19 protein-coding genes are annotated in these 23014 nt (G+C 61.5%); 9 read left to right on the top strand and 10 right to left on the bottom strand.

Annotated elements, in window-relative coordinates; all coding sequences use genetic code 11:
* Nucleotides 1-79: 79 nt before the first annotated feature.
* From glnT to AC1DUP_RS24135, 6 genes are all read right to left on the bottom strand, one after another.
* Nucleotides 80-1387 (bottom strand): type III glutamate--ammonia ligase, encoded by a 1308-nt coding sequence (glnT, locus tag AC1DUP_RS24160; protein WP_113309952.1) that lies wholly within the window; start codon nt 1385-1387, stop codon nt 80-82.
* A gap of 80 nt (nt 1388-1467) precedes the next feature.
* A complete protein-coding gene (locus AC1DUP_RS24155) occupies nt 1468-2796 on the bottom strand; it encodes an FMN-binding glutamate synthase family protein (RefSeq protein ID WP_477834982.1) in 1329 nt (442 codons plus the stop codon).
* A gap of 17 nt (nt 2797-2813) precedes the next feature.
* Nucleotides 2814-3500, bottom strand: a complete 687-nt coding sequence (locus AC1DUP_RS24150; RefSeq protein ID WP_477834980.1) for a protein GlxC — start codon at nt 3498-3500, stop codon at nt 2814-2816.
* A 55-nt stretch (nt 3501-3555) separates the two neighbouring features.
* Nucleotides 3556-4452 carry a class II glutamine amidotransferase gene (locus AC1DUP_RS24145; protein WP_439018217.1) on the bottom strand — a complete coding sequence of 299 codons (897 nt, stop codon included), beginning with the start codon at nt 4450-4452 and terminating at the stop codon, nt 3556-3558.
* A gap of 90 nt (nt 4453-4542) precedes the next feature.
* The gene (locus AC1DUP_RS24140) at nt 4543-5226 is read right to left on the bottom strand and encodes a helix-turn-helix domain-containing protein (protein ID WP_037098373.1); all 684 of its coding nucleotides are present in this window, start codon (nt 5224-5226) and stop codon (nt 4543-4545) included.
* Between the two features lie 75 nt (nt 5227-5301).
* A complete protein-coding gene (locus tag AC1DUP_RS24135) occupies nt 5302-6261 on the bottom strand; it encodes a GlxA family transcriptional regulator (protein WP_477834977.1) in 960 nt (319 codons plus the stop codon).
* Nucleotides 6262-6349: 88 nt separating this feature from the next.
* Between AC1DUP_RS24135 and AC1DUP_RS24130 the strand changes: the two genes are divergently transcribed.
* From AC1DUP_RS24130 to AC1DUP_RS24110, 5 genes are all read left to right on the top strand, one after another.
* Nucleotides 6350-7600, top strand: coding sequence for a sarcosine oxidase subunit beta family protein (locus AC1DUP_RS24130; RefSeq protein WP_477834975.1), 1251 nt, complete (start codon nt 6350-6352; stop codon nt 7598-7600).
* A gap of 12 nt (nt 7601-7612) precedes the next feature.
* Entirely contained in the window at nt 7613-7891 is a 279-nt protein-coding gene (locus tag AC1DUP_RS24125) for a sarcosine oxidase subunit delta (RefSeq protein WP_477834973.1), read from the top strand.
* Nucleotides 7888-10821, top strand: coding sequence for a sarcosine oxidase subunit alpha family protein (locus AC1DUP_RS24120; RefSeq protein WP_477834971.1), 2934 nt, complete (start codon nt 7888-7890; stop codon nt 10819-10821). Before AC1DUP_RS24125 ends, AC1DUP_RS24120 begins: the two co-directional genes overlap by 4 nt.
* Nucleotides 10814-11335: a sarcosine oxidase subunit gamma family protein gene (locus AC1DUP_RS24115; RefSeq protein ID WP_113309944.1), complete on the top strand. Its 522-nt coding sequence runs from the start codon at nt 10814-10816 to the stop codon at nt 11333-11335. Before AC1DUP_RS24120 ends, AC1DUP_RS24115 begins: the two co-directional genes overlap by 8 nt.
* A gap of 167 nt (nt 11336-11502) precedes the next feature.
* Nucleotides 11503-11673: a substrate-binding domain-containing protein gene (locus AC1DUP_RS24110; RefSeq protein ID WP_477834969.1), complete on the top strand. Its 171-nt coding sequence runs from the start codon at nt 11503-11505 to the stop codon at nt 11671-11673.
* A gap of 186 nt (nt 11674-11859) precedes the next feature.
* Here AC1DUP_RS24110 and AC1DUP_RS24105 read toward each other — a convergent pair whose 3' ends face one another.
* The 4 genes from AC1DUP_RS24105 to AC1DUP_RS24090 are packed head-to-tail and all read right to left on the bottom strand — an operon-like array spanning nt 11860 to nt 16921.
* Nucleotides 11860-13389 (bottom strand): ABC transporter substrate-binding protein, encoded by a 1530-nt coding sequence (locus AC1DUP_RS24105; protein WP_113509918.1) that lies wholly within the window; start codon nt 13387-13389, stop codon nt 11860-11862.
* A gap of 27 nt (nt 13390-13416) precedes the next feature.
* The gene (locus AC1DUP_RS24100) at nt 13417-14241 is read right to left on the bottom strand and encodes an ABC transporter permease (RefSeq protein WP_113295903.1); all 825 of its coding nucleotides are present in this window, start codon (nt 14239-14241) and stop codon (nt 13417-13419) included.
* Complete coding sequence (locus AC1DUP_RS24095; RefSeq protein ID WP_113295904.1) at nt 14241-15212, bottom strand: ABC transporter permease; 972 nt, start codon at nt 15210-15212, stop codon at nt 14241-14243. The genes AC1DUP_RS24100 and AC1DUP_RS24095 overlap by 1 nt, the downstream gene beginning before the upstream one ends.
* Complete coding sequence (locus AC1DUP_RS24090) at nt 15212-16921, bottom strand: ABC transporter ATP-binding protein (protein ID WP_477834966.1); 1710 nt, start codon at nt 16919-16921, stop codon at nt 15212-15214. Before AC1DUP_RS24090 ends, AC1DUP_RS24095 begins: the two co-directional genes overlap by 1 nt.
* 275 nt (nt 16922-17196) lie before the next feature.
* Here AC1DUP_RS24090 and AC1DUP_RS24085 point away from each other — a divergent pair, with 275 nt between their 5' ends.
* From AC1DUP_RS24085 to AC1DUP_RS24070, 4 genes are read left to right on the top strand one after another with little or no spacing between them, the layout of a single operon-like run.
* Nucleotides 17197-17910 carry an SDR family NAD(P)-dependent oxidoreductase gene (locus tag AC1DUP_RS24085; protein WP_477834964.1) on the top strand — a complete coding sequence of 238 codons (714 nt, stop codon included), beginning with the start codon at nt 17197-17199 and terminating at the stop codon, nt 17908-17910.
* 22 nt (nt 17911-17932) lie between these two features.
* Nucleotides 17933-19246, top strand: coding sequence for an NAD(P)/FAD-dependent oxidoreductase (locus AC1DUP_RS24080; RefSeq protein ID WP_113309941.1), 1314 nt, complete (start codon nt 17933-17935; stop codon nt 19244-19246).
* A 37-nt stretch (nt 19247-19283) separates the two neighbouring features.
* The gene (locus tag AC1DUP_RS24075) at nt 19284-21338 is read left to right on the top strand and encodes a hydantoinase/oxoprolinase family protein (protein ID WP_477834961.1); all 2055 of its coding nucleotides are present in this window, start codon (nt 19284-19286) and stop codon (nt 21336-21338) included.
* Nucleotides 21335-22984, top strand: coding sequence for a hydantoinase B/oxoprolinase family protein (locus tag AC1DUP_RS24070; protein ID WP_477834959.1), 1650 nt, complete (start codon nt 21335-21337; stop codon nt 22982-22984). The genes AC1DUP_RS24075 and AC1DUP_RS24070 overlap by 4 nt, the downstream gene beginning before the upstream one ends.
* Nucleotides 22985-23014 lie beyond the last annotated feature (30 nt).

Genomic DNA, 23014 nt, shown 5'->3' with positions numbered 1-23014 from the left:
GAAGCATAGGCCGCCTGCGGGCCGGTGCTTTGCTGCTCCGGCCCGCAGGCACATGATGTCAAAACCTCAACCGGTCGGCTTAGATATCGAGCGTGCTGTCGCGTTCCCACTGGGTGAAATGCGAGCAGAAGGCATTCCATTCCTGGTGCTTGAGCTTGAGATAGGCGGCGGAGAACTCGGTTCCGATCGCAGCCTTCAGACCCTCGTCGGCGTCATAGGCACGCAGCGCGTCGAGCAGGTTCAGCGGCAGGCGCGGCGCATCCTTGACCAGATGGCCTTCCGCATACATGTCGATATTGTGATGCGGACCGGGATCTGCCTTGCTGTTCAGCCCGTCAAGACCGGCCGCAATGATGATTGCCTGCAGCAGGTAGGGGTTGACCGCACCATCAGGCAGGCGCAGCTCGAAGCGGCCGGGGCCTGGCACGCGCACCATGTGGGTGCGGTTGTTGCCGGTCCAGGTTACCGTATTCGGCGACCATGTGGCGCCCGAGGTCGTGCGCGGCGCATTGATGCGCTTATAGGAATTGACGGTCGGATTGGTGATCGCAGCAAGCGCCGAAGCGTGCTTCATGATGCCGCCGAGGAAGTGCCTGCCTTCCGCCGACAAGCCGAATTCGGCTGTCCTGTCGGCGAAGACGTTGACCTCGCCATCATTGTCCCAGACCGAGATATGGCAATGGCAGCCATTGCCGGTCAGGCCCTTGAAGGGCTTCGGCATGAAGGTGGCGCGAAGCCCGTGCTTTTCGGCGATCGACTTGACCATGAACTTGAAGAAGGAATGCTTGTCGGCCGTCTTCAGCGCATCGTCGAATTCCCAGTTCATCTCGAACTGGCCGTTGGCATCCTCGTGGTCGTTCTGATAGGCGCCCCAGCCGAGCTCCAGCATATAGTCGCAAATCTCGGCGATGACGTCGTAGCGGCGCATGACGGCCTGCTGGTCGTAGCAGGGCTTTTCAGCCGTGTCGCGGCCATCGGAAATCTGTTCGCCGTCCGCGGTGATCAGGAAGAATTCGGCCTCGACGCCGGTCTTGACCCGCTTGCCCGCCGCTTCGGCTTTATTGACGAGCTTCTTCAGCACATTGCGCGGCGCCTGCGCCACGAGAGTGCCCTCCATCATGCAATCGGCCGCTACCCAGGCGACGTCCTTCTTCCAGGGAAGCTGGATGACGGAGGTGGCATCGGGAACGGCAAAGAGATCGGGATGGGCGGGCGTCATGTCGAGCCAGGTAGCGAACCCGGCAAAACCCGCACCCTCTTCCTGCATGCCGGCAATCGCCTGCGCCGGCACCAGCTTGGCACGCTGGCCGGAGAAGAGGTCAGTATAGCTGATCATGAAATATTTGATGCCTTTGTCTTTCGCAAAAGCAGCAAGGTCCAGTGTCATTCTCGTTCCCCTTTGGATTTCTCAGAGACACTTTGGTTATGGATGCGAAGCGGCCGGACTTTTTGCCCGGCCGGTAGAAATCAGTAGCCTCCCTTGCCCGGTATCCAGCTCGTTCCCGCGAGCGGTACCTGTGCCATTGCGGAAGCCTCGATCGTCAATGCGCAGAGGTCTTCCGGTTCCAGATTGTGGACATGATTCTTGCCACAGGCGCGCGCGATCGTCTGCGCCTCTAGCGCCATGACCTTGAGGTAATTGGCGAGGCGGCGACCGGCGGTGATCGGATCGACGCGCTTCATCAGTTCCGGATCCTGTGTGGTGATGCCGGCCGGATCCTTGCCCTCGTGCCAGTCGTCATAGGCAGCCGCCGTCGTATGCAGCGCCTCATATTCGGCCGCCCAGCGCGGATCATTCTCACCGATGGCGATGAGGGCGGCCGTGCCGATAGAGACGGCGTCGGCGCCGAGCGCCAGAGCCTTCGCCACATCGGCGCCATTCCTGATGCCGCCAGAAACGATGAGTTGCACCTTGCGGTGCATGCCGAGGTCCTGCAGCGCCTGCACGGCCGGGCGGATGCAGGCAAGCGTCGGCATGCCGACATGCTCGATGAAGACTTCCTGCGTTGCCGCAGTACCGCCCTGCATGCCGTCGAGCACGACGACATCAGCACCGGCCTTCACCGCAAGGGCCGTGTCGTAATAGGGGCGCGCACCGCCGACCTTCACATAGATCGGTTTTTCCCAGTTGGTGATCTCGCGCAGTTCAAGGATCTTGATCTCAAGGTCGTCGGGCCCGGTCCAGTCGGGATGACGGCTTGCCGAACGCTGATCGATACCCTTCGGCAGCGTGCGCATTTCGGCGACGCGGTCGGAAATCTTCTGACCGAGCAGCATGCCACCGCCGCCGGGCTTGGCACCCTGGCCAACGACGATCTCGATCGCGTCGCAGCGGCGCAGATCTCGCGGGTTCATGCCGTAGCGCGACGGCAGGTACTGGTAGACGAGCGTCTGGGAATGGCCGCGCTCTTCCTCCGTCATGCCACCATCGCCCGTTGTCGTCGAGGTGCCGGCGATCGTGGCACCACGGCCGAGCGCCTCCTTCGCCGGACCGGAGAGCGAACCGAAGCTCATGCCGGCGATCGTGATCGGGATCTTGAGTTCGATCGGCTTTTTGGCGTAACGCGAGCCGAGCACGACATTGGTGCCGCACTTCTCGCGGTAACCTTCGAGCGGATAGCGGGAGATCGAGGCGCCGAGGAACAAGAGATCGTCGAAATGCGGCAGCTTGCGCTTGGCGCCGCCACCGCGAATATCATAGATGCCGGTCGCCGCAGCGCGGCGGATTTCCGACATCGTGTATTCATCGAAGGTTGCCGAAAGGCGAGGCTTTGTGGGCGGGTTCTGATAGCTCATGGAAAACCTCGATAAACTCAATAGGCGTCGGCATTGTCGACGTTGAAATTGTAGAGCTTCCGGGAAGAACCGTAGCGGCTGAACTCCTCCGGTAGCGCATCGGTAATGCCCGCCTTTGCGAGCAGAGCGGAGAGAAGCTCGATATGTTCTGCCCGCATTTCCTTCTCGATACAGTCCGCGCCGAGGCTCTCGACCTTGCCGCGAACGAAGATGCGGGCCTCGTAAAGGGAATCTCCGAGCGCATCGCCGGCGTCGCCGAGCACAACGAGGTTGCCAGCCTGCGCCATGAAGGCGGACATGTGGCCGATATTGCCACGCACGACGATATCGATGCCCTTCATCGAGATGCCGCAGCGCGAAGAAGCATTGCCCTCGATCACGAGCAGGCCGCCGCAGCCGGTGGCGCCTGCATACTGGCTGGCGTCACCCTTGATGGTGATCCGGCCGGACATCATGTTTTCGGCAACACCAGGACCGGCCGAGCCGTGCACGGTGATGACCGCCTCCTCGTTCATGCCACCGCAGTAATAGCCGACGCTGCCGTGGATATCGATGCTGACGGGCGTATGCACGCCGGCGGCGACGGCATGGTGGCCGCGCGGATTGACGACGTCGAACTGCAGGTCGTTATCGCCTGACGCCACGTCATGCAGGGCTTGATTGAGGTCACGAAGCGGCGTCACCGCAAGATCGAATGTGGGCATGAAATCGTCCTGAAATGAAATCGAGTCGATGGGATGAGAGCGACCGCAGCAGCCCTCAGCGTTCCCAGAAATAGACGGTTGCAGGCTCCGGCTCCCAGACGCGCGCGGCATCGATGCCGGGCAGGTTGACGAGCGCGCGGTACTCCGAACCGAAGGCGACGTAACGGTCGGTCTCGGCCATGACGGCAGGCTTGCAGGCGATGGCATCCCGCACGACGCCGAAGCCGGACTTGGTGCCGACGACGAAGGTGAAGAAACCGTCGAGATCGTCGACGGCACCTTCCAGCGCCTCGCCGAGATTCTTGCCCTTGGCCATTTCGGCGGTCAGGTAGGCGGCGGCAACTTCCGTGTCGTTCTCGGTCTCGAAAGTCATGCCTTCGCGCTTCAGTTCACGGCGCAGGTTGTTGTGGTTGGAGAGCGAGCCGTTGTGGACGAGGCACTGGTCGGAGCCGGTGGAAAAGGGATGGGCACCGAGCGTGGTGACTGCCGATTCCGTCGCCATGCGGGTATGGCCGATGCCATGCGTTCCAGCCATGGAATTGACGGCGAAACGGGAAACTACGTCCTTCGGCAAGCCGGTTTCCTTGTAGATCTCGATCGCGTCGCCGCTGCTCATAATGCGGATGTCGGGGCGCAGCTCGGCGATAGCGGCGCGGCCCTCTTCGAGCATGTCCTTCGGCAGGGTGACGACAGCGTGGGTGCTCTTGATGTCGATTGAGACCTCCGTGCCGAGTTCCTTCTCCAGCTCAGCCTCAAGGCCCGAGAAATCCTTCTTCGGCTTGGCGGACTGGACGGTGATCTTGGCGCTGTCGCCGCTGCTTGCGCCATAGATCGCAATGCCCGCGCTATCGGGCCCGCGGTCCGTCATCGTCACCAGCATGGATGACAGCATCGCGCCGAGCTCCGGCTCCAGGCTTTTATCCTTCAGGAAGAGACCCACAATTCCGCACATGACAGAACCTCCATTTCGCGTCTGCAAAATGACTATCAGGTCTGTTTTGGGTTTTCAACCTGCAGGAATATTTTTTTCTTTTAAGGCAAGTCAGTCATTCTTGCCGCGTTGCGGATAGCTGATGATGGAGAGATATCGGCTCGGCAATTTCACAAGTTTTTCCGGCCCGTGCGGCGCATCAGCATCAAAGAACAGGCTGTCGCCCGGCTGCATTGGGAAAAGCTGGTCGCCATGGCGATAAACGACCTCTCCGTCCAGCATGTAGATCAGCTCCATGCCCTCATGCTGGAAGGTCGGAAAGACATCCGAATCCGTCGTCAGCGTGATGAGATAGGGTTCGACGATCACGCCGCTGCTGTTGTTGTCGATATGGCCGAGCAAATTATACTGATGGCCGGCGCGCGTGCCGCGGCGCTCAAGCTCGATGCCCTGCCCCGCCTTCACGAAGACGGCGTTGCGCGGCTCCTCGTAACGGCGGAAGAAGGCCGTCAACGGCACGCCGAGGGCGCGCGAGAGCGATTGCAATGTCGTCAGCGATGCCGAGATATTGCCGTTCTCGATCTTCGACAGCATGCCGAGCGAAATGCCAGTCGCGGCAGCAAGGTCGGTTACGGTAATGCCGAGCTTCTTGCGATAGGCGCGAACCTCATGGCCGATCGCCATTTCGAGATTGTTTTCCTTCGGCTCGCGCACCGCATGCGGATTCTGGGACAGGGCCTGACGAACCGCATGGGCATGCTCCTGGCTCGACGTTTCATCCAGCTTGATCTTCAATTCACGGTCCTTCGCGCACTCGCTCTTTGCAAGCACCCTATCGCCAGAGTGAAATCTTCTCAACCCTGAAGAAAGTCAGAGCCTGCGGACTGAACTCGGACTGGTGCCGTAGAGGCCGCGAAAGAGGCGCGAAAAATGCGCGGCGCCGGAAAAACCTGTCGCAATGGCGATCTCGGAGATCGACAGCGGGCTCTGCTCAAGGAGCCTTCGGGCGTGTTGCAGCCTGATGCGTCTGTATTGCTCGAGGAAGGTCGTATCGAGGTGAGCGGCGAACAGGCGGTCGAGATGGCGCGGCGTCACCCCGGCAATGCGGGCCATGGCTGCACGGTTGAGCGGCATCTCGATGGTTTCCTCCATCTTCTCTACGACGCTCAGCAAGCCCGGATGGTGCACGCCGTAGCGCTCGGCAAGGGAAGCGCGCTGCGGCGCTGTCGGCTGAGCGACCTCGGCATGCAGGAACCAGTCGCTGACCCGGCGGGCGAAATCCGGCCCCATACGCTCGGCGATCAGCGCATGCATCATGTCGAGCGGCGCAATGCCGCCGCCGCAGGTAATGCGGTTGCCGTCGACGACGAAACGCGCCTGGCGCGGCGACAGGTCGGGAAAGGCTTCGAGAAGCGCCGGCGCATGCTCCCAATGGATTGTAAAGTCACGGCCTGTCAGCAGCCCGGCCGCGGCCAGCAGATAGGGACCGCCCGAAATGCCGCCGATGCGCACGCCTTCGCGCGCGAGCTGCCGTATGCAGGAAAGCACGGCCGGATAGTGCCAGTCGCGCGGAGAACCGCCGGCGCAGACGAAGACAGTGCCGAGCCCGAAACCGCGACCGGGAAGCGGCGCGGCCGGAACAGGTGCACCACCGGAAGACAAGACCGCCCCGCCTTCCGGCGAAAAACATGAGATGCGGTAGATTTCCCGCCCGGCGAGCAGGTTGGCGGCTCGCAGCGGCTCGCTCGCCGAGGCATAGGACATCAGGGCAAATCCCGGCAGAAGAATGAAGCCGATGGAATGCAGGTTTTTTGCTTCGATAGACGCCATGTCCCTTTCTTATCGATAAATGTCCCAAACAGGCAAGTCGCGCCTCGCCTTTCTGGCATCATGGCATCAGCTCCCACCGGATCTATCCATGCGCTATTCCGCTCTTTCCATCTTCTTAAACGGGCTTCGCGGCAACAATGGCTGGGCACCCGCCTGGCGCCAGCCTTCGCCGAAGCCGCATTATGACGTCATCATCGTGGGTGGCGGCGGCCATGGCCTTTCGACGGCCTATTATCTCGCCAAGACTTTCGGCATCACCAATGTCGCCGTGCTGGAGAAGGGCTATCTCGGCTCCGGCAATATCGGCCGCAACACGACGATCATCCGCTCCAACTACCTGCTGCCCGCCAACAACCCTTTCTACGAATTGTCGATGAAGCTCTGGGAAGGGCTGGAACAGGATTTCAACTTCAACGCCATGGTTTCGCAGCGTGGCGTCTTGAACCTTTTCCATTCCGATGCGCAGCGCGATGCCTATACAAGGCGCGGCAATGCCATGCGCTTGCACGGCGTCGATGCAGAACTTCTCGACCGGGCTGCGGTGCGCAAGATGCTGCCCTTCCTCGATTTCGACAATGCCCGCTTCCCCGTCATGGGCGGCCTCCGCCAGCCGCGCGGCGGCACGGTGCGCCACGATGCGGTCGCCTGGGGCTATGCCCGCGGCGCCGACAGCCGCGGCGTCGACATCATCACCAATTGCGAAGTCACAGGCATTCGCAGCGAGAATGGCAGGGTGACAGGCGTCGAGACCACCAGGGGCTTCATCGGTTGCGGCAAACTGGCGCTCGCTGCCGCCGGTAATTCCACCGTGGTCGCCGACATGGCGGGCCTGCGCCTGCCGATCGAAAGCCATGTGCTGCAGGCCTTCGTCACCGAGGGGCTGAAACCTTTCATCGACACCGTCGTCACATTTGGCGCCGGCCATTTCTACGTTTCACAGTCGGACAAGGGCGGCCTCGTCTTCGGCGGCGATATCGACGGCTACAATTCTTATGCCCAGCGCGGCAATCTCGCCACTGTCGAGCACGTCGCCGAAGCCGGCGTGGCAATGATCCCTTCGCTGACGCGGGTCAGGTATCTGCGAACCTGGGGCGGCGTCATGGACATGAGCATGGACGGCTCGCCGATCATCGACCGCACACATATCGACAATCTCTATCTGAATGCCGGTTGGTGCTATGGCGGCTTCAAGGCGACACCCGCCTCCGGCTATTGCTACGCCCATCTGATCGCACGCAACGAGCCGCACGAGACGGCGCGCGAGCTGCGCCTCGATCGTTTCCGGCGTGGCCATCAGATCGACGAAAAGGGCGTCGGCGCCCAGCCAAACCTGCATTGAGGACCTGACGCCATGGCAAGCCTGATTTCCTGCCCCCATTGCGGTGTCCGCCCCAAGGAAGAATTCACTATTCGTGGTGATGCGAGCCTCGCCCGGCCGGCAGCGGATGCCGACGCCGACGCCTGGTACGATTACGTCTATCTGCGCGACAATCCGAGGGGACGGCACAAGGAGTACTGGCACCATTCCTCCGGCTGCCGCCGCTGGCTGGTTGTCGAGCGCGACACTGTCACCCATGCCGTTCATACCGTCAGCGACGCCGCGCTTGCCAAGCTCGGAGGTGTGGCATGACGAGTTCGCGGCTTCCCAGCGGCGGCCGGATCGACCGATCGCGCACGCTGAACTTTACCTTCGATGGCAGACAACTGACGGGCCATCCCGGCGATACGCTCGCCTCCGCCCTTCTTGCCAATGGCATCCAGCTCGTCGGCCGCAGCTTCAAATATCACCGGCCGCGCGGCATCCTGACGGCGGGTGCGGCCGAGCCCAACGCGCTGGTGACGACGGGTACCGGCGGTCGCACTGAAGCCAATACACGTGCGACGATGATCGAACTCCATGACGGGCTCATCACCCGCAGCCAGAACCGCTGGCCCTCGCTCGACTTCGACATCGGCGCCGTCAACAGCCTGCTGTCGCCGTTCCTGAGTGCGGGCTTCTACTACAAGACCTTCATGTGGCCGGCCGCCCTTTGGGAAAAGCTCTACGAGCCGCTGATCCGCAAGGCTGCAGGCCTCGGCAGGGCTTCCTACGAGCCGGATCCGGATTCCTACGAAAAACGCTGGGCTCACTGCGATCTGCTCGTCGTCGGTGCGGGGCCTGCCGGCCTTGCAGCGGCGCTGACGGCAGGACGCGCCGGTGCCCGCGTCATCCTCGCCGACGAAGGTTTTACGCTCGGCGGCAGCCTGCTTCTCGAAAGCGGGACCGCATTGCTGGACATGCTCGACGAACTCGAGGGCCTGCCGAATGTCCGTCTCCTGGCGCGCACCACCGTCGTCGGCTGGTACGACGACAATGTCTTCGGCGCCGTCGAGCGTGTGCAAAAACATGTGGCACTGCCCGATCCGCATCGGCCCCTCGAGCGCCTCTGGCGTATCATCGCCAAGCAGGCAATCCTCGCCTCGGGGGCCGAAGAGCGTCCGCTCGTCTTCGGCGGCAACGATATTCCAGGCGTGATGATGGCTGGTGCTATGCACAGCTATCTCAGCTGTCAGGCCGTGGCGCCCGGCACCCGCACCATGATATTCACCGGTAATGCGTCCGGCTATCGCACGGCGGCCGCGCTCGAAGCCGCCGGTGTCGATGTCGCCGCTATCGTCGACAGCCGCGATGCGGCCGACAATACCTGGTCCGGACGCGCCCGCGTGCTGAACGGCAGCCGGGTGCGCGACGCGCATGGCGGCAAACGCCTGCGCCATGTCACGATCGAGACCGCTTCGGCAACACAGCGCATCGAGGCGGACGCGCTTGCCATGTCCGGAGGCTGGAGCCCGATCATCCACCTTGCCTGCCATCGCGGCGCCAAGCCGGTCTGGTCGGAGGAAAGGGCAGCCTTCCTGGCGCCGGAACGCCAGCAGGGCCTCTCGATCGCCGGCTCTGCGGCCGGGCTCGGCTCGACGGAAGCCTGCCTCGGCGATGGCGCGGCCAAGGCCGTCGAGGCACTGCAGGCGATCGGCTTCGCAAAGGTCGTGGCCGCCTTCGCGCCTGTCGAGGAAACCGCGGCATCATCGAAGCCGCTCTGGTCCGTCAAGGGCGGAAAGGGCAAGGCCTTCGTCGATTATCAGAACGACGTACACCTCAAAGATCTTGGCCTTGCCGTTCGCGAGGGATATGGGCATGTCGAACTCGCCAAACGCTATACGACCAGCGGCATGGCAACCGACCAGGGCAAGCTTTCCAATATCAATGCCATCGGCATCCTGGCCGAGGCCCGCGGCATGTCGCCTGCCGAAGTCGGCACCACCACATTCCGTCCCTTCTATACGCCGGTCTCCTTCGGCGCGCTGACGGGCGGCTCGCGCGGTCGTCATTTCCAGCCGGTGCGCAGGTCACCACTACATGGCTGGGCCAAGAAGAATGGCGCCGTCTTCGTCGAGACCGGGCTGTGGTACCGCTCCTCCTGGTTTCCACGTGCGGGAGAGACGAGCTGGCGAGAGAGCGTCGATCGCGAGGTTCTAAACATCCGGCAGAATGCCGGCATTTGCGACGTCTCCACCCTCGGCAAGATCGAGGTCTTCGGCAGGGATGCCGCTGCCTTCCTCGATCGCGTCTACTGCAACGGCTTTGCCAAGCTGCCGGTCGGCCGGGCGCGCTACGGCATCATGCTGCGCGAGGACGGCATGATCTACGACGACGGCACGACGAGCCGCTTCGCCGAGGACCATTTCTTCATGACGACGACGACGGCGCTTGCCGCCGGCGTGCTGACCCATCTCGAATTCTGCGCGCAGACGCTCTGGCCGGAGCTCGACGTCCGTTTTGCCTCCTCGACCGACCAATGGGCGCAGATGGCGGTCGCCGGCCCGAAATCGCGCGCGATCCTTTCCGAGATCGTCGACGAGGATATTTCCGATGCCGCCTTCCCCTTCATGAGCGCGCGCGTGGTCTCGCTCTTCGGCGGCTCGCTCGAAGGCCGGCTCTTCCGGATCTCTTTCTCCGGCGAACTCGCCTATGAACTCGCCGTGCCGGCCGGCTACGGCGAGTGGGTCGCCGACCGGATCATGCAGGCGGGTGAAAGGCACGGCATCTGCCCCTACGGCACCGAGGCGCTCGGGGTCATGCGCATCGAGAAGGGCCATGTCACCCATGCCGAGATCAACGGGACGGTCACGCCAGGCGATCTCGGCTTCGCCCGCATGGTTTCGGCCACCAAGCCCGACTTCATCGGCAAGGCGATGCTCGCCCGCGAAGGTTTGCAGGCCACGGACCGCCCCCGCCTCGTCGGCGTCAAGCCGCTCGATCCGGCGACGAGCTTCCGCACCGGTTCCCATATCCTTGCCGAACATGCCGCCGCCACCCTTGAAAACGACCAGGGCTATGTGACCTCGAGCGCTTTTTCGCCGAGTCTTGGCCATACGATCGGCCTTGCGCTCGTCAAGCACGGGCCGGAGCGAATCGGCGAAAAGGTCTTAATCTGGAATGGCCTGAGAAACGAATTCACCGAGGCGGTGCTCTGCAGTCCCGTTTTCATCGATCCCGATAACGAGAAGCTCCATGCCTGAACGTCCCGAACACAAGCCGGCCCTCACGGGCAAGGAGACAGTTGAAGGCTCCGGCATCCGGCTGGAGCCGCTGCCGGAGGGCCATCTCCTGCATGTCATGGGCGCAATCGATGGCGATAGCCTCATCAACGCGCTCTCTGCCGCTGGACTGGCAACGAGCGCTGTGCGGCAGGCCGGTTATCAGCAATGGTACATAACGGGCGAGGAAAGCCTGCCACCCTCGCGTATTGCGCTCCTTGCCGATCATTTGAGAGGCAGAGGCTTTGTCTGCGACCAGAGCCATGGCCGCATCCGCATCGCTCTTTCCGGTCCCCGCGCTGCGGACGTGCTCGCTCGGGGAACGGCAGTCGATCTCGATCGCGCCGCCTTCCCCGTCGGCCAATCGGCCGTCACACTTTTCGGACATGTCTCCGTCCAGCTGACGCGCACGCAGGCGACGCGCTTCGAGCTCACGGTGCTGCGCAGCTTTGCTGAGGATCTGTATGAGATGTTCGAACGCGTCGTCGCAGCCTGAGCGCGAGCTCGTTGCCGATCTGGGTTCGCCGGCGGACAAGAAAGTCCCGTGTATGATGCAGGGCAAGGACCGATGATCATGCTTCGGTCTTAGCCGATGCAGGCCATCGTAACCGCAAGCGCGATGGCAAGCGCCGAGAGGTCGTAGGAAAATGCCGATACCGTGTCGTGGCCGAGTGCAGCAGCTCGCGCTGGGCGAAGGTCAATGGCGTGTCCGTTCCCGAAGAGCTGTCCACCGTGGGCTATGACAACATCGAGTTCGGAAAGTTCTCTGATACGACTCTCACCAGCGTTCGCAACAACGGCGCAACGTTGGCCAAAGCGGCTGTCGAACGCTGATCACACTCATGGAGACGGACGGTCCCTTGCCCCCTCCGACCCTGACGCTCCTTCCGGGCGCACTCGTCATCCGCGAAAGCTCGTCCTTGCTCCGCGGCGAACGTCCAGCCCCGATTAAAATGATGGACCATGAAGAACGGCAAAGATTGATGCTACCGGACGCCAAAGCGTCCGGTAGCTGTTGTCTTATTCCACTTTGGTGTTCTCGATGCTGAGGCCCGACTGGAACGTCAGGAAGCCCGGCATATTCGTAAAGCCGGTCACGCCTTTCTTCACTGCGTAATTCTGTTCGCGCCACATGAAATAGACGAGCGGCGACAGTTCAAGCGCTCTGTCGACGAAGGCGTCATAGACCTTCGCTCTTTCGTCCTTGTCGACGGTCGCCCTGCCCTTGTCGAGCAGCTCGTTGATTTGCGGATCGTTGAAATATGGAGAATTGTTGGTCCGAACGAGCTTGTCGCCACCATAGTAGTAGTTGCTCAGCCAATCGGCGTCAGTGATCTCGCCGAGGCTGCCGAGCACCGTAAAATCGTAATCGGCAGAGGTTGCCTTGGACATGCGGCTAGCCCAGTCCGGCAAATCGAGCTTGACCTTGATGCCGATTTTGGCGAGCTCCGACTGAATGGCGATCGCCGTATTTTGGTGGAAACTATATTGAGAGGATGCGAGCAATCGCGCCTCGAAGCCGTTCGGATACCCAGCCTTGGCAAGCAGTGCTTTTGCCTTCTCGATATCGTGTGAAAAATAGTTCGCCTTGGATTCGGAATAGCCCATATAGCCCTTTGGAATGGCGATGCCGTAAATCGGGCTACCGAGGCCGTTGAAGGCAGTATTGATGATCACATTGCGGTCCACGGCATAGGCGATCGCCTGACGAACTTCTGGTTTTGAAAACGGTTCAAATTTTGTATTGAACTGAAGCCCCATGAAGGGACCCGTGTTTCTCAAAAGCTCAGTATCGGGGCCTTTTTCAAGATCCGCTGCATCCTTGGCCGGAACATAATCAATGATGTCGACGTCACCCGATTTCAGGGCGTTCACACGGGTATTTTCGTCGCTGTAGAAGACGTAGTGGACTTCGTCGAGATCCGGTTTTCCTGGCTTGTAGTAGTCGTCGAATTTCTTGACGACGATCTCCCGTCCGCGCGTCCAGCCTGCGAATTTGAAGGGACCGGCGCCGATTGGCGAGGCGGTCGGATTGTCGGCATTCTTGGCAAGCCAGGCCGCCGGCACAATGACGGATTCCGGTAGCGCCAGATAGTCGACAAGCGCAACCGATGGGCTCGACAGGGTCAGTTTTACGGTCTTTTCATCCGGGGTTTCAATCTTCGATATGATCGAAAGCTCATTGCGGAACGCCGCCTTTCCCTTTGGATCGAGAATTCTTTCCAGCGATGCCTTCACATCTGTAGCTGTCACCGGCGAACCATCGTGAAACTTGGCCTGACGGAGATGGAAAGTGAACTCCTTCGCGTCGGGGCTGATGTCGTAGCTTTCGGCAAGCTCCGGCGTGATCTTTCCATCGACGCCATAATTAACAAGTCCGCGATGGATGGCGAGCTTGACGGTGCGGCCGGATGTGCCGGGCTGAATGACCGTATCGAGGGTCGAAGGCTCTCCCGAAAGCCCGAAATAGAGGGTGCCGCCGGCGAGCGCACTTGTCGCGGTCAAGCCCAGAAGGCCTGCAACGAGAGCCATTTGGAGAATTCTCTTCATGATGTTCCCTTTCTTTGTTGATGACTGTCAGTTTTCGCGAAGTCTCGGATCGAGATGGTCACGAAGCGCGTCGCCGAGGACGTTGATGGCGAGAACGGTGACCGCAAGGCAGAGGGAGGGCCAGACGACATACATCGGATTCTGGCTGAGATAACCACGCGCCGTGCCGATCATCTGGCCCCATGAGGGTTCGGGTGGCACGATGCCGAGACCGAGAAAACTCAGGCCGGATTCGAGCAGGATCGCCGCTGCGATCGTCAATGTGGCCTGAACGACCAATGGCGAGAGGATGTTGGGCAGGATCGCCCGCAAGACGACCCGAAGATAGCGCGCCCCCATTGCATGTTCGGCTTCGACGAACTCCTGTCTGATCACCTGAAGGGCGGCCGATTGCGCGACGCGGGCAAATTGCGGGATGAAAATGATGCCGATGACGACACTGAGGCTGACGACGCCGCTGCGCCAGAAACCGACGGCAAGCAAGGCCAGCAGGATTGCCGGAAAGCTCAGCATGATATCGACGCCGCGCATGACGAAAAAGGCCAACACCGGCCGACTGTAGGCGCCGACGATGCCGCAAGCCGTGCCGCCGATGGCGGCGATTATGGTTGAAATGACGGCTACCAGGATGGTCGGGCGGATGCCGACCAGAAGACGCGACAGGATATCGCGACCGAACTCGTCGGTGCCGAGCAGATATTGCGTCGAACTCGCCTGGTTGACCGCATTCTGGTTGATGGCGAGGGGATCGTGGGGGGCGAGCAGAGGACCGGCCGCTGCTATCGCGAGCACCGCCACCACGACAATGAGACTGGATGCGACCAGCGGTCGGCGAAAGAGGATGTTCGTCATCAGGCGCGCTTCCGGCGGATTCGTGGATCGAGCAGGCTGTAGAGGATGTCGACACACAGATTGATCAGGATGAACAGGGCCGCGATGGTCAGGATGCTGCCCTGCACCAGGGGATAGTTGCGGTTGGAGACGGCTGTGACGAGAAGGGTACTCAGCCCGGGCCAATTGTAGAGAGCTTCGACGAGCACCGTGCCGCCCATCAGATTGCCAAGCTGCAGGCCGATGATCGTCACGATCGGGATCGCTGCATTGCGCAGAACATGGAGCCAGATGACGCGCCGTTCGCGCATGCCTCTCGCCCGAAGCGACCGCACGAAATCGCGCCCCAGGATTTCCAGCATGGACGAGCGCGTCATGCGGGCGATTGAGGCAGCGAGACCGAGGCCGAGTGTGAGCGCCGGTAGGATCAGTTTCTGGAAATGCAGGAAGGCGTTGCGCGAAATGTCCGTATAGCCGCTCGAGGGAAGCCAACCGAGCTTGAGGCTCAGCAGCAAAATGAGAAGCGACCCGAGAATATAGACCGGCACCGAAATGCCGAGAGTCGAAAGCGATGTCAGAAGACCGTCGAGGAATCGGCCGCGCCGCAGGGCGGCAGCGATGCCGACGGGCACTCCGATGATGGCGGCAAGGACGATTGCAGCGCTCGCAAGTTCCATAGTCTTTGGAAGACTGGAGGACACATATTCCATGACGGAAACGCCGTCGAGAGAATTGCCGAGATCGCCGGTTGCCGCATTGCCGAGCCATTTGAAATATTGGGACAGGACTGGCTGGTCGAGACCGAGCTGATGGCGCATGGCGGCAACAGTTTCAGGCGAAGGATTGCTCTCCGGCCCGAGCAGCAGCAGGACCGGGTCCCCCGGCATGATGTACATGATGGAGAAGACGAGCGTCGCGATGACCCAGAGCTGGATCAGCGCCGTGACGAGCCTTGATCCGAGCGTGATGACGAATGTCGACAGGGTTTCCATCAGCGCGCCTCCAGAGCATTTGGTTGGGTCGCGCCGATCTTGGGCACGGCATTGAGAAGCGTGCGGGTATAGTCGGCCCTGGGATTGTCGAAGACATCTGCGGCAGGGCCTGTCTCGACGATCCTGCCCTTCTGCATCACGGCAATCGTATCGCTGACGTGGCGCACGACCGACATGTCGTGGGAAATGAACAGATAGGTCAGATCGAATTCTTCCTGAAGATCCTGAAGCAAGTTGAGGACCTGCGCCTGGACGGACACGTCGAGTGCGGAGACCGCCTCGTCGCAGATGAGAAGTTTCGGATTGAGGGCAAGAGCCCGGGCAATGACGATACGCTGGCGCTGTCCGCCCGAAAACTCGTGAGGATAGCGACGCATGGCATCGCGCGGCAGCCCGACGGCATCCAGCAGCCTTGCGACCGTCGCCTGGCGATTGCGCCCCTTCTCGTGGATGTCGATCGGCGCGGCGACAAGGTCCATTACAGTCTGGCGCGGATTGAGCGAGCCATATGGGTTCTGGAAGACGAGCGCAAAGTCGCGCCGTGCAGCGCGTAGCCGGTCGCGGTCGAGCGAGGCGAGATCGCGTCCATCGAATTCGATGGCACCGCTGTCGGGCTGCATCAAGCGCATGACCAGCCGGGAGAGCGTCGATTTCCCGCAACCGGATTCGCCGACAAGTCCGAGCGTGGAGCGCGCCGGGATAGCAAGGCTGACAGCATCGACGGCCCGGAAGGGTTGGGGCGGCGACAACGCGCTCTCGCGTGTCCAGAATGTCTTCGTCAGATTGCGGATATTGAGGAGTATGCCGTTTTCCGGTCCCGGCGCCCGCAGCTTGCGTTCGGCAGGTCGCGCTGCCACAACGCTCGCGATCGCACCGCTTGCGTCTCTTCCGATGACCGGTAGCCGGCTCTTCGGCGCGGAAACCGACGGCATCGAGGCTATCAGCGCCTTGGTATAAGGACTGCCGGGTGCTGCAAAGAGGTTGCCCGTGACGGCTTCCTCCATGAGATCGCCGCGATAGATGACGGCAACGCGGTCGGCGACCTCGTAGATGACGCCGAGATCATGCGTGATGAGCAGGACAGCGGCGCCGATCTCACTGTTGAGGTCGCGCAACAGACCGAGCACCTGCTTTTGGACAGTAACGTCAAGTGCTGTCGTCGGCTCGTCAGCGATGATGACGTCCGGTTTGCAGGCCACCGCCATGGCGATCATGACGCGCTGGCATTGGCCGCCGGAAAGCTCGTGTGGATAGGAGCGCATGCAGCGCGCTGGATCGACGATCCCGACCCTTGCGAGCAGATCGGCGGCGCACTCGCCAGCCTGGCGACGGCTCATCCGCTCATGCAAAAGGATCGCCTCGATGATCTGACTTCCGCATGAAAAGACCGGATCGAGCGAGGCCATCGGATCCTGAAAGATCATCGAGATGCGCTTGCCGCGCAGCTTTCGCAGGATGTCCGGACGAGCCGTCAGTAGGTTTTCGCCGTCGAACTCGACGCGTCCGCCTGTGACGACGGCATTGGGCGGCAGAAGCCCCATTGCCGCAAGCGACAGAATGGTTTTCCCGCTACCGCTTTCGCCGACAAGACCCAGGATCTCACCCGCGACCAGCGAAAGCGACACGCCATTGACCGCAGCGCGTAGGCCCTCGCCCGTCTGGAAGGCGACGGAAAGATTGTCGATTTTCAGAATTTCCCTACCCGGCATACCGCACATCCGATCTGCGATTTCTGCCCACCGTTATCGGCGGACCCGTTCCCGTAGTTTTTGAGCGCTTATGCGCATATTTTGGTTTATTAAGGCACAAAGCGCCAAACTCCGTCAAGCATACGTTTGTATTTTGGTAGAAACTTTCCGTTGATGATAGTTTTTGAAGCTTTTTTGGAATTTCTATCAAATACCGGCTTGTCAGAAACCGAAAGCACGCATACCGTTCATGCAAACGAATGCGTGACCACGCAGTCGCGACAGGGGAACGGACAATGACAACGCAACAACATTCACGCGTGGTGCTAATTTCGGGCGCAAGCCGCGGCATTGGTCTGGCGATCGCCCGCGAACTCATCGGGCACGGCTACCGTCTCAGCCTCGGCGCGCGCAACATCCAGGCGCTCGAAGCCGACCTCGGCCCTGAGAGCGGCAGGATACATTATGCGCATTTCGACGCTTTTGAACCGGCCACATCGGAGCGATGGGTGGCTGCAGCTGCCGAAAAGTTCCAGAGGATCGATGCTCTCGTGAACAATGCCGGCCTCGGCGAGCATGTCTCGCTGATGGACGACAATGACGAGGCCCTTGACCGGCTCTGGGCCGTCAATGTGAAGGCTCCCTTGCGCCTCACGCGCCTTTGCATGCCTCATCTCGAACAGACAGGCGCGGGGCGCATCGTCAACATAGCCTCGCTGTCAGGAAAACGGGTCAGGAACGCCTTCGTCGGCTACAACATGACCAAGTTTGCGGTGATGGGGCTGACCCACACGACCCGTCATGTCGCTTGGGAAAAGGGCGTTCGTGCAACGGCCATATGTCCGAGCTTCGTGCGCACGGAGATGAGCTCCTACACCAACAAGGTCAAGCCCGAGGACATGATCCAGCCTGAGACGCTTGCATCTCTCGTGCGCACCGCCATCGAACTTCCCAACAATGCGGCCATGGCCGAGATGCTGGTAAATTGCCGGCTCGAAGACACGCTCTGATCAATGCCGGCGAGATAGAACCATGTCACGTATCATTCCCGACGCCGTCCCTTCCACGCAGGCCCTGCCGGCAAAGGTGGATGTCGTCGTCATCGGCGGCGGAATCGTCGGCATATCGACAGCACTGGAGCTTGCCGAACGCGGCATCTCGGTTGCGGTTTGCGAAAAGGGACTGATCGCTGGCGAGCAGTCAGGCCGAAACTGGGGCTGGGTGCGGCAGATGGGCCGCGACCCCTCAGAACTGCCGCTCGCGATGGAAAGCCTGTCACTCTGGAAGGGCATGAACACGCGTATTGGCGAGGAAACCGGTTTTCGACAGACCGGTATCGCCTATCTGTGCCGCAATGCACGCCAGGAGGCCGAATATGAGGCCTGGCTGGTGCACGCCCGCGAATTCGGCCTCGATTCCCGGCTGCTGCGAAGCGAGGAATTGCGCCAGCACCTTCCGGGCATGACCGGTGGGTTTACGGCCGCCCTGCACACGTCCACCGACGGCCGTGCCGAACCGTTCAAGGCGGCCCCGGCAATTGCCCGTGGCGCCATCCGCGCCGGAGCCCACGTGATAACGGGATGTGCGGTTCGGTCTATTGAACGCTCCGCAGGTGCCGTCAGCGGCGTGATCACCGAACGCGGGCGCATTGCCTGCTCCTCCGTCGTGCTTGCCGGCGGCGCCTGGTCACGTCTCTTCAGCGGAAACATCGGCGTTGATTTTCCCCAGCTGAAGATCCTCGGTTCCGTGGCGCGCGCGACATCGGTCAACGGCGTGCCCGAGCTACCGGTCGGTGCGGACAATTTCTCATTCCGGCGACGGCTGGACGGCAGTTTCTCGATCGCCATGCGCAATGCCAATATTGCGCCCATCGTGCCAGACAGCTTCCGCCTCTTTGCCGATTTCGTTCCGACCTTCATCAAAAGCTGGCGCGAACTGAAATTGCGGGTCGGCAACCGCTTCATCCAGGAATGGCGAACGCCGAGCTCCTGGGCAGCAGATGCCATCTCTCCGTTCGAGCAGGTGCGCATTCTCGATCCCGTCCCCTTTGAACGCTTCAACCGCGAGGGCCTTGCGCATCTCGTCAAGGCCTTTCCAGCCTTTGCAGAAAGCCGCATCACGCAAAGCTGGGCCGGCCTGATCGACGTGACGCCGGACGCGGTTCCCGTCATCGGTGCGGCCGGCGGCATTCCCGGTTTCTTCATTGCCAGCGGCTTTTCCGGCCATGGCTTCGGCATCGGTCCCGGCGCTGGAAAGCTGATGGCCGATCTCGTAACTGGCGCGCAGCCGAGCGTGGATCCGGCACCATTCCGCTTCGATCGTTTCAAGAAGACCAAGGCGGCCTGATCCGCCCGCGTAAACCTTGGCCAAAGAGGGTGAAGACATGGCATTGAGAATTGGCGTAGATTCCGGCGGCACGTTCACCGACGTCTGCCTGTTCGACGAAGAAACCGGCAAGCTCGACATCTGGAAGGTGCCGTCGACCCCCGACGACCCTTCGCGTGGCATTTCGGACGGTGTTTCCGAAGGACTTGCCACCGTCGGCAGCACCGCGGCCCATGTTGTCTTCCTTGGCCATGGAACGACGGTCGCCACCAATGCGCTCATCGAGCTGAAGGGTGTCGCGACAGGCTTAATCACAACCGACGGCTTCCGCGACCTCCTGGAAATAGGCCGCCAGAAGCGCCCAAGCCTCTATGACATGAATGCCGAAAAGCCGGAAACGCTGGTCAGCCGAGACCGACGCCAGGAAGTTCCCGAACGCCTCAAGTGCGATGGGTCGGCTGATCGCGGGCTCGACGAGGAGAAGCTGCGAGCGGCCGTGCGCAAGCTTGCAGAGGAAGACGTCAAGGCAATTGCCGTTTGCTTCCTCTATGGGTTTTTAAACAGCGCCCACGAACAGCGCGTGATCGAGATCCTTCGTGAAGAAATGCCCGACGTCTTCGTCAGCGCCTCGCATCTGGTGGCGCCGGAATTTCGCGAATATGAGCGCATGTCGACGACCGTCGTCAATGCCTATCTCGGTCCGGTCATGCAGCGGTATATCGACCGGCTCAAGCTGCGCCTGAGCGAACTCGGCGTGCCGGTCGCCCCGCAACTGACGCAGTCGAATGGCGGCGTGATTGGCTTTGACATGGCGGCACAGCTTCCAGTTCGCACCGTGCTGTCCGGTCCGAGCACCGGGGTCGTTGCGGCCCAGGCGGTCGGACGACTGGCCGGCTTCGACAATATCATCACCTTCGATGTCGGCGGCACCTCGAGCGACGTGGCGCTGCTGCAGGGCGGCATCTGCAAGCTGACCGGAGAAGCAAATGTCCACGGTTATCCGATCAAGGCGCCGATGCTCGACATTCATACGGTCGGCGCCGGCGGCGGCTCGATCGCCTTCGTCGACAGCGGTGGTCTCCTGAAGGTCGGTCCACGTTCGGCGGGTGCTGATCCCGGCCCGGTCTGCTATGGGCGTGGCAATACGGAGGCGACGGTCACCGACGCCAACATCGTCCTGCAGACACTCAACCCGGTCGAAATCCTCGGCGGACGCATGAAGGTGCGCCGCGACCTTGCAATCGAAGCCGTCCAGCGCCTTGCCGATCAGCTCGGCCTCGGCCTGATGGAAACGGCCCAGGGCATCATTTCGGTCGTAACCGCAAACATGGCAAAGGCCATCCGCCTGATCAGCGTTCAACGCGGACACGACCCGCGCGACTACACGCTGATGGCATTCGGCGGTGCAGGACCCCTCCACGCTGCCCGGCTCGCCAAGGAACTTGATATGAGCCGCATCATCGTGCCGCTCACACCCGGCACGCTCTGCGCGCTCGGCCTGCTTTTGACCGACCTTCGCTCCGACTTCGCCATATCCCGGTTGATGAAGGTCGACGAAGGCGCTGTCGAGCCAATGGTCAACGGTTTCCAGACGCTCGAAGCGCAAGCTGTGGCGTGGTTCGATCAGGAGGCAATCGAGACGGATCGGCGTGTCGTCAATCGTACTGCTGACATGCGTTATGTCGGTCAGAATTACGAACTGCAGGTCCAGGCGCCTGCGGGTCCGCTGGGACCGGACGGCCTTGCTGCCTTGGTGAAGGGCTTCGAACAGGCTCACCTGCAGCGCTTCGGCTTCGTCGCCGAGGGTGAGGCAATCCAGATCGTGACCCTGCGGCTTGAGGCGGCCGGCGTCGTCAACAAGGCTGAACTCGCCTCATTGCCGGATGCTGGCCCCACCTGTGAGGAGGCCGTCATCGGCTCGCGTCAGGTCTATATGGATGAGGCAAAGGACTTCCTCTCCTGCCCGGTCTATGCCCGCGAAAAATTGAAGCCCGGCAACCGCATCGCCGGTCCGGCCATCGTCGAGCAGATGGACACAACCACCGTTATCCTCCCCGACATGCAGGCGACAGTCGACCCTTATCTCAACCTCATTCTGGAGACACGGGCATGAGCAAGATCGACCCGATCACCGTGGAAGTTATCGGCAGCGCGTTGACGTCGATCGTCGAAGAGATGGGCGAAGCGCTGGTGCGTGCCAGTTATTCCACCAATATCAAGGAGCGACGCGATTGCTCGACTGCGCTCTTCGACAGACACGGAAACACGCTTTGCCAGGCCGAGCATATTCCCATGCATCTCGGCAGTTTCATCGGTATCATCCCGCACATTAACAAGCGCTACGCCGCTGAGGATATCAAACCAGGCGACGTATTCATGGGCAACGATGCCTATGAGGGAGGTGCAACGCATCTGCCGGACATCGTATTGGCCGAACCTATTTTCCATGACGAAATCATGGTCGGCTGGGCCGTCAATACGGCCCACCACGCCGACTTTGCCGATCGCGGCCACGCCCATATTTACCAGGAAGGCCTGCGCATCCCGCCGGTACGACTCTATCGACAGGGACAGTTGCAACAGGATCTGCAGGACATGTTTCTGCTGAACTGCCAGGTTCCGCACGAGCGGCTTTCGGATCTTCGCGCCCAGATGTCGGCAAACCGGCTCTGCGTCCAACGCATGCAGGATTTGTGCAAGAAATACGGAGCAGACCTCGTCCTTGCCGCCGGCGATGCCCTGCAGGACTATGCGGAGCGCAAGATGCGCGCTGGGATCGCCGCAATCCCGGATGGCGTCTACAGCTTTACGGACTATTTCGACAGCAACCAGTTCGCCGATGTGATGAAATTGAACGTCGACATCACCATCAACGGCGATGCCATGCACATCGCTTTCGATGCGCCGCCGCAGGTGCCTGCCGGGCTGAACGTCATCTATACCGCGCTTCTGGCGACCTGCTACTACGCAGTCAAGGCCGTCATCGATCCGACGATCCTACCGAACGCCGGCCTGTCGCGCCCCATCAGCGTCGAAGCACCGTACGGATCGCTGCTCAATTGCAAGCATCCTGCCGCCGTCGACGGGCGCATCGCCGCCTGCCAGCGCGTTGCCGACCTTGTCCAGGGCGCACTCGCAAAGGCGCTACCGGGCCGGGTGACGGCTGCTGGCAACGGTGCGTGCACCGGTGCCCTGTTTACCGGCACGCGCGAGGACGGTTCGCTCTGGGTCTATCTCGAGACCATTGGCGGCGGGGGCGGTGCGCGCCCGACGGCTGACGGCCTCAGCGGCGTGCACGTCCACATGACGAATACGTCCAACCTTCCGGTCGAAGCGCTCGAGCTCGAATATCCTCTGACGCTCCTGCGCTATGAACTCGTCAACGGCTCGGCCGGCGCCGGCACCTGGCGCGGCGGCATGGGCTTGAGGCGCGTCTATCGGATCGAAGCCGATTGCCGCTTCAGCGTCGAGGGCGGAAGGCTGTCGGTCTACCCATGGGGGCTCGAGGGCGGTCTGCAGGCGAGCGGGTCACATTTCGATTTCGGCAACGGCGAGCACAACTTGCCGGGAACCGTGCAGTTGAAGGCGGGGCAGGTGGTCGAGCTCGTGACACCGGGCGGCGGCGGCTACGGCTTGCCTTCCGGCCGCTCCCTGGAAGCCATCCGCCGAGACGTCAAGGAGGAGCGCATCACGGCCGAATTCGCCGAACGAGTCTACGGCCTCGGCGCCATACAATCGAATCTGGCGGCAACCGCCTGATCGCTCAAACCCACATCAAAGGAAGGATAT

The organism is Rhizobium sp. 01L419, assembly GCF_056400025.1.
Note: the sequence above shows the minus strand (reverse complement) of the source record. Positions and strands in the feature narration are given on the sequence as shown.

Excerpts from the sequence above, each read along its gene's own strand:
- glnT (WP_113309952.1), bottom strand. The coding sequence starts at position 1,387 with ATGACACTGGACCTTGCTGCTTTTGCGAAAGACAAAGGCATCAAATAT.
- AC1DUP_RS24155 (WP_477834982.1), bottom strand. The coding sequence starts at position 2,796 with ATGAGCTATCAGAACCCGCCCACAAAGCCTCGCCTTTCGGCAACCTTC.
- AC1DUP_RS24150 (WP_477834980.1), bottom strand. The coding sequence starts at position 3,500 with ATGCCCACATTCGATCTTGCGGTGACGCCGCTTCGTGACCTCAATCAA.
- AC1DUP_RS24145 (WP_439018217.1), bottom strand. The coding sequence starts at position 4,452 with ATGTGCGGAATTGTGGGTCTCTTCCTGAAGGATAAAAGCCTGGAGCCG.
- AC1DUP_RS24135 (WP_477834977.1), bottom strand. The coding sequence starts at position 6,261 with ATGGCGTCTATCGAAGCAAAAAACCTGCATTCCATCGGCTTCATTCTT.
- AC1DUP_RS24130 (WP_477834975.1), top strand. The coding sequence starts at position 6,350 with ATGCGCTATTCCGCTCTTTCCATCTTCTTAAACGGGCTTCGCGGCAAC.
- AC1DUP_RS24125 (WP_477834973.1), top strand. The coding sequence starts at position 7,613 with ATGGCAAGCCTGATTTCCTGCCCCCATTGCGGTGTCCGCCCCAAGGAA.
- AC1DUP_RS24120 (WP_477834971.1), top strand. The coding sequence starts at position 7,888 with ATGACGAGTTCGCGGCTTCCCAGCGGCGGCCGGATCGACCGATCGCGC.
- AC1DUP_RS24115 (WP_113309944.1), top strand. The coding sequence starts at position 10,814 with ATGCCTGAACGTCCCGAACACAAGCCGGCCCTCACGGGCAAGGAGACA.
- AC1DUP_RS24105 (WP_113509918.1), bottom strand. The coding sequence starts at position 13,389 with ATGAAGAGAATTCTCCAAATGGCTCTCGTTGCAGGCCTTCTGGGCTTG.
- AC1DUP_RS24100 (WP_113295903.1), bottom strand. The coding sequence starts at position 14,241 with ATGACGAACATCCTCTTTCGCCGACCGCTGGTCGCATCCAGTCTCATT.
- AC1DUP_RS24095 (WP_113295904.1), bottom strand. The coding sequence starts at position 15,212 with ATGGAAACCCTGTCGACATTCGTCATCACGCTCGGATCAAGGCTCGTC.
- AC1DUP_RS24090 (WP_477834966.1), bottom strand. The coding sequence starts at position 16,921 with ATGCCGGGTAGGGAAATTCTGAAAATCGACAATCTTTCCGTCGCCTTC.
- AC1DUP_RS24085 (WP_477834964.1), top strand. The coding sequence starts at position 17,197 with ATGACAACGCAACAACATTCACGCGTGGTGCTAATTTCGGGCGCAAGC.
- AC1DUP_RS24080 (WP_113309941.1), top strand. The coding sequence starts at position 17,933 with ATGTCACGTATCATTCCCGACGCCGTCCCTTCCACGCAGGCCCTGCCG.
- AC1DUP_RS24075 (WP_477834961.1), top strand. The coding sequence starts at position 19,284 with ATGGCATTGAGAATTGGCGTAGATTCCGGCGGCACGTTCACCGACGTC.
- AC1DUP_RS24070 (WP_477834959.1), top strand. The coding sequence starts at position 21,335 with ATGAGCAAGATCGACCCGATCACCGTGGAAGTTATCGGCAGCGCGTTG.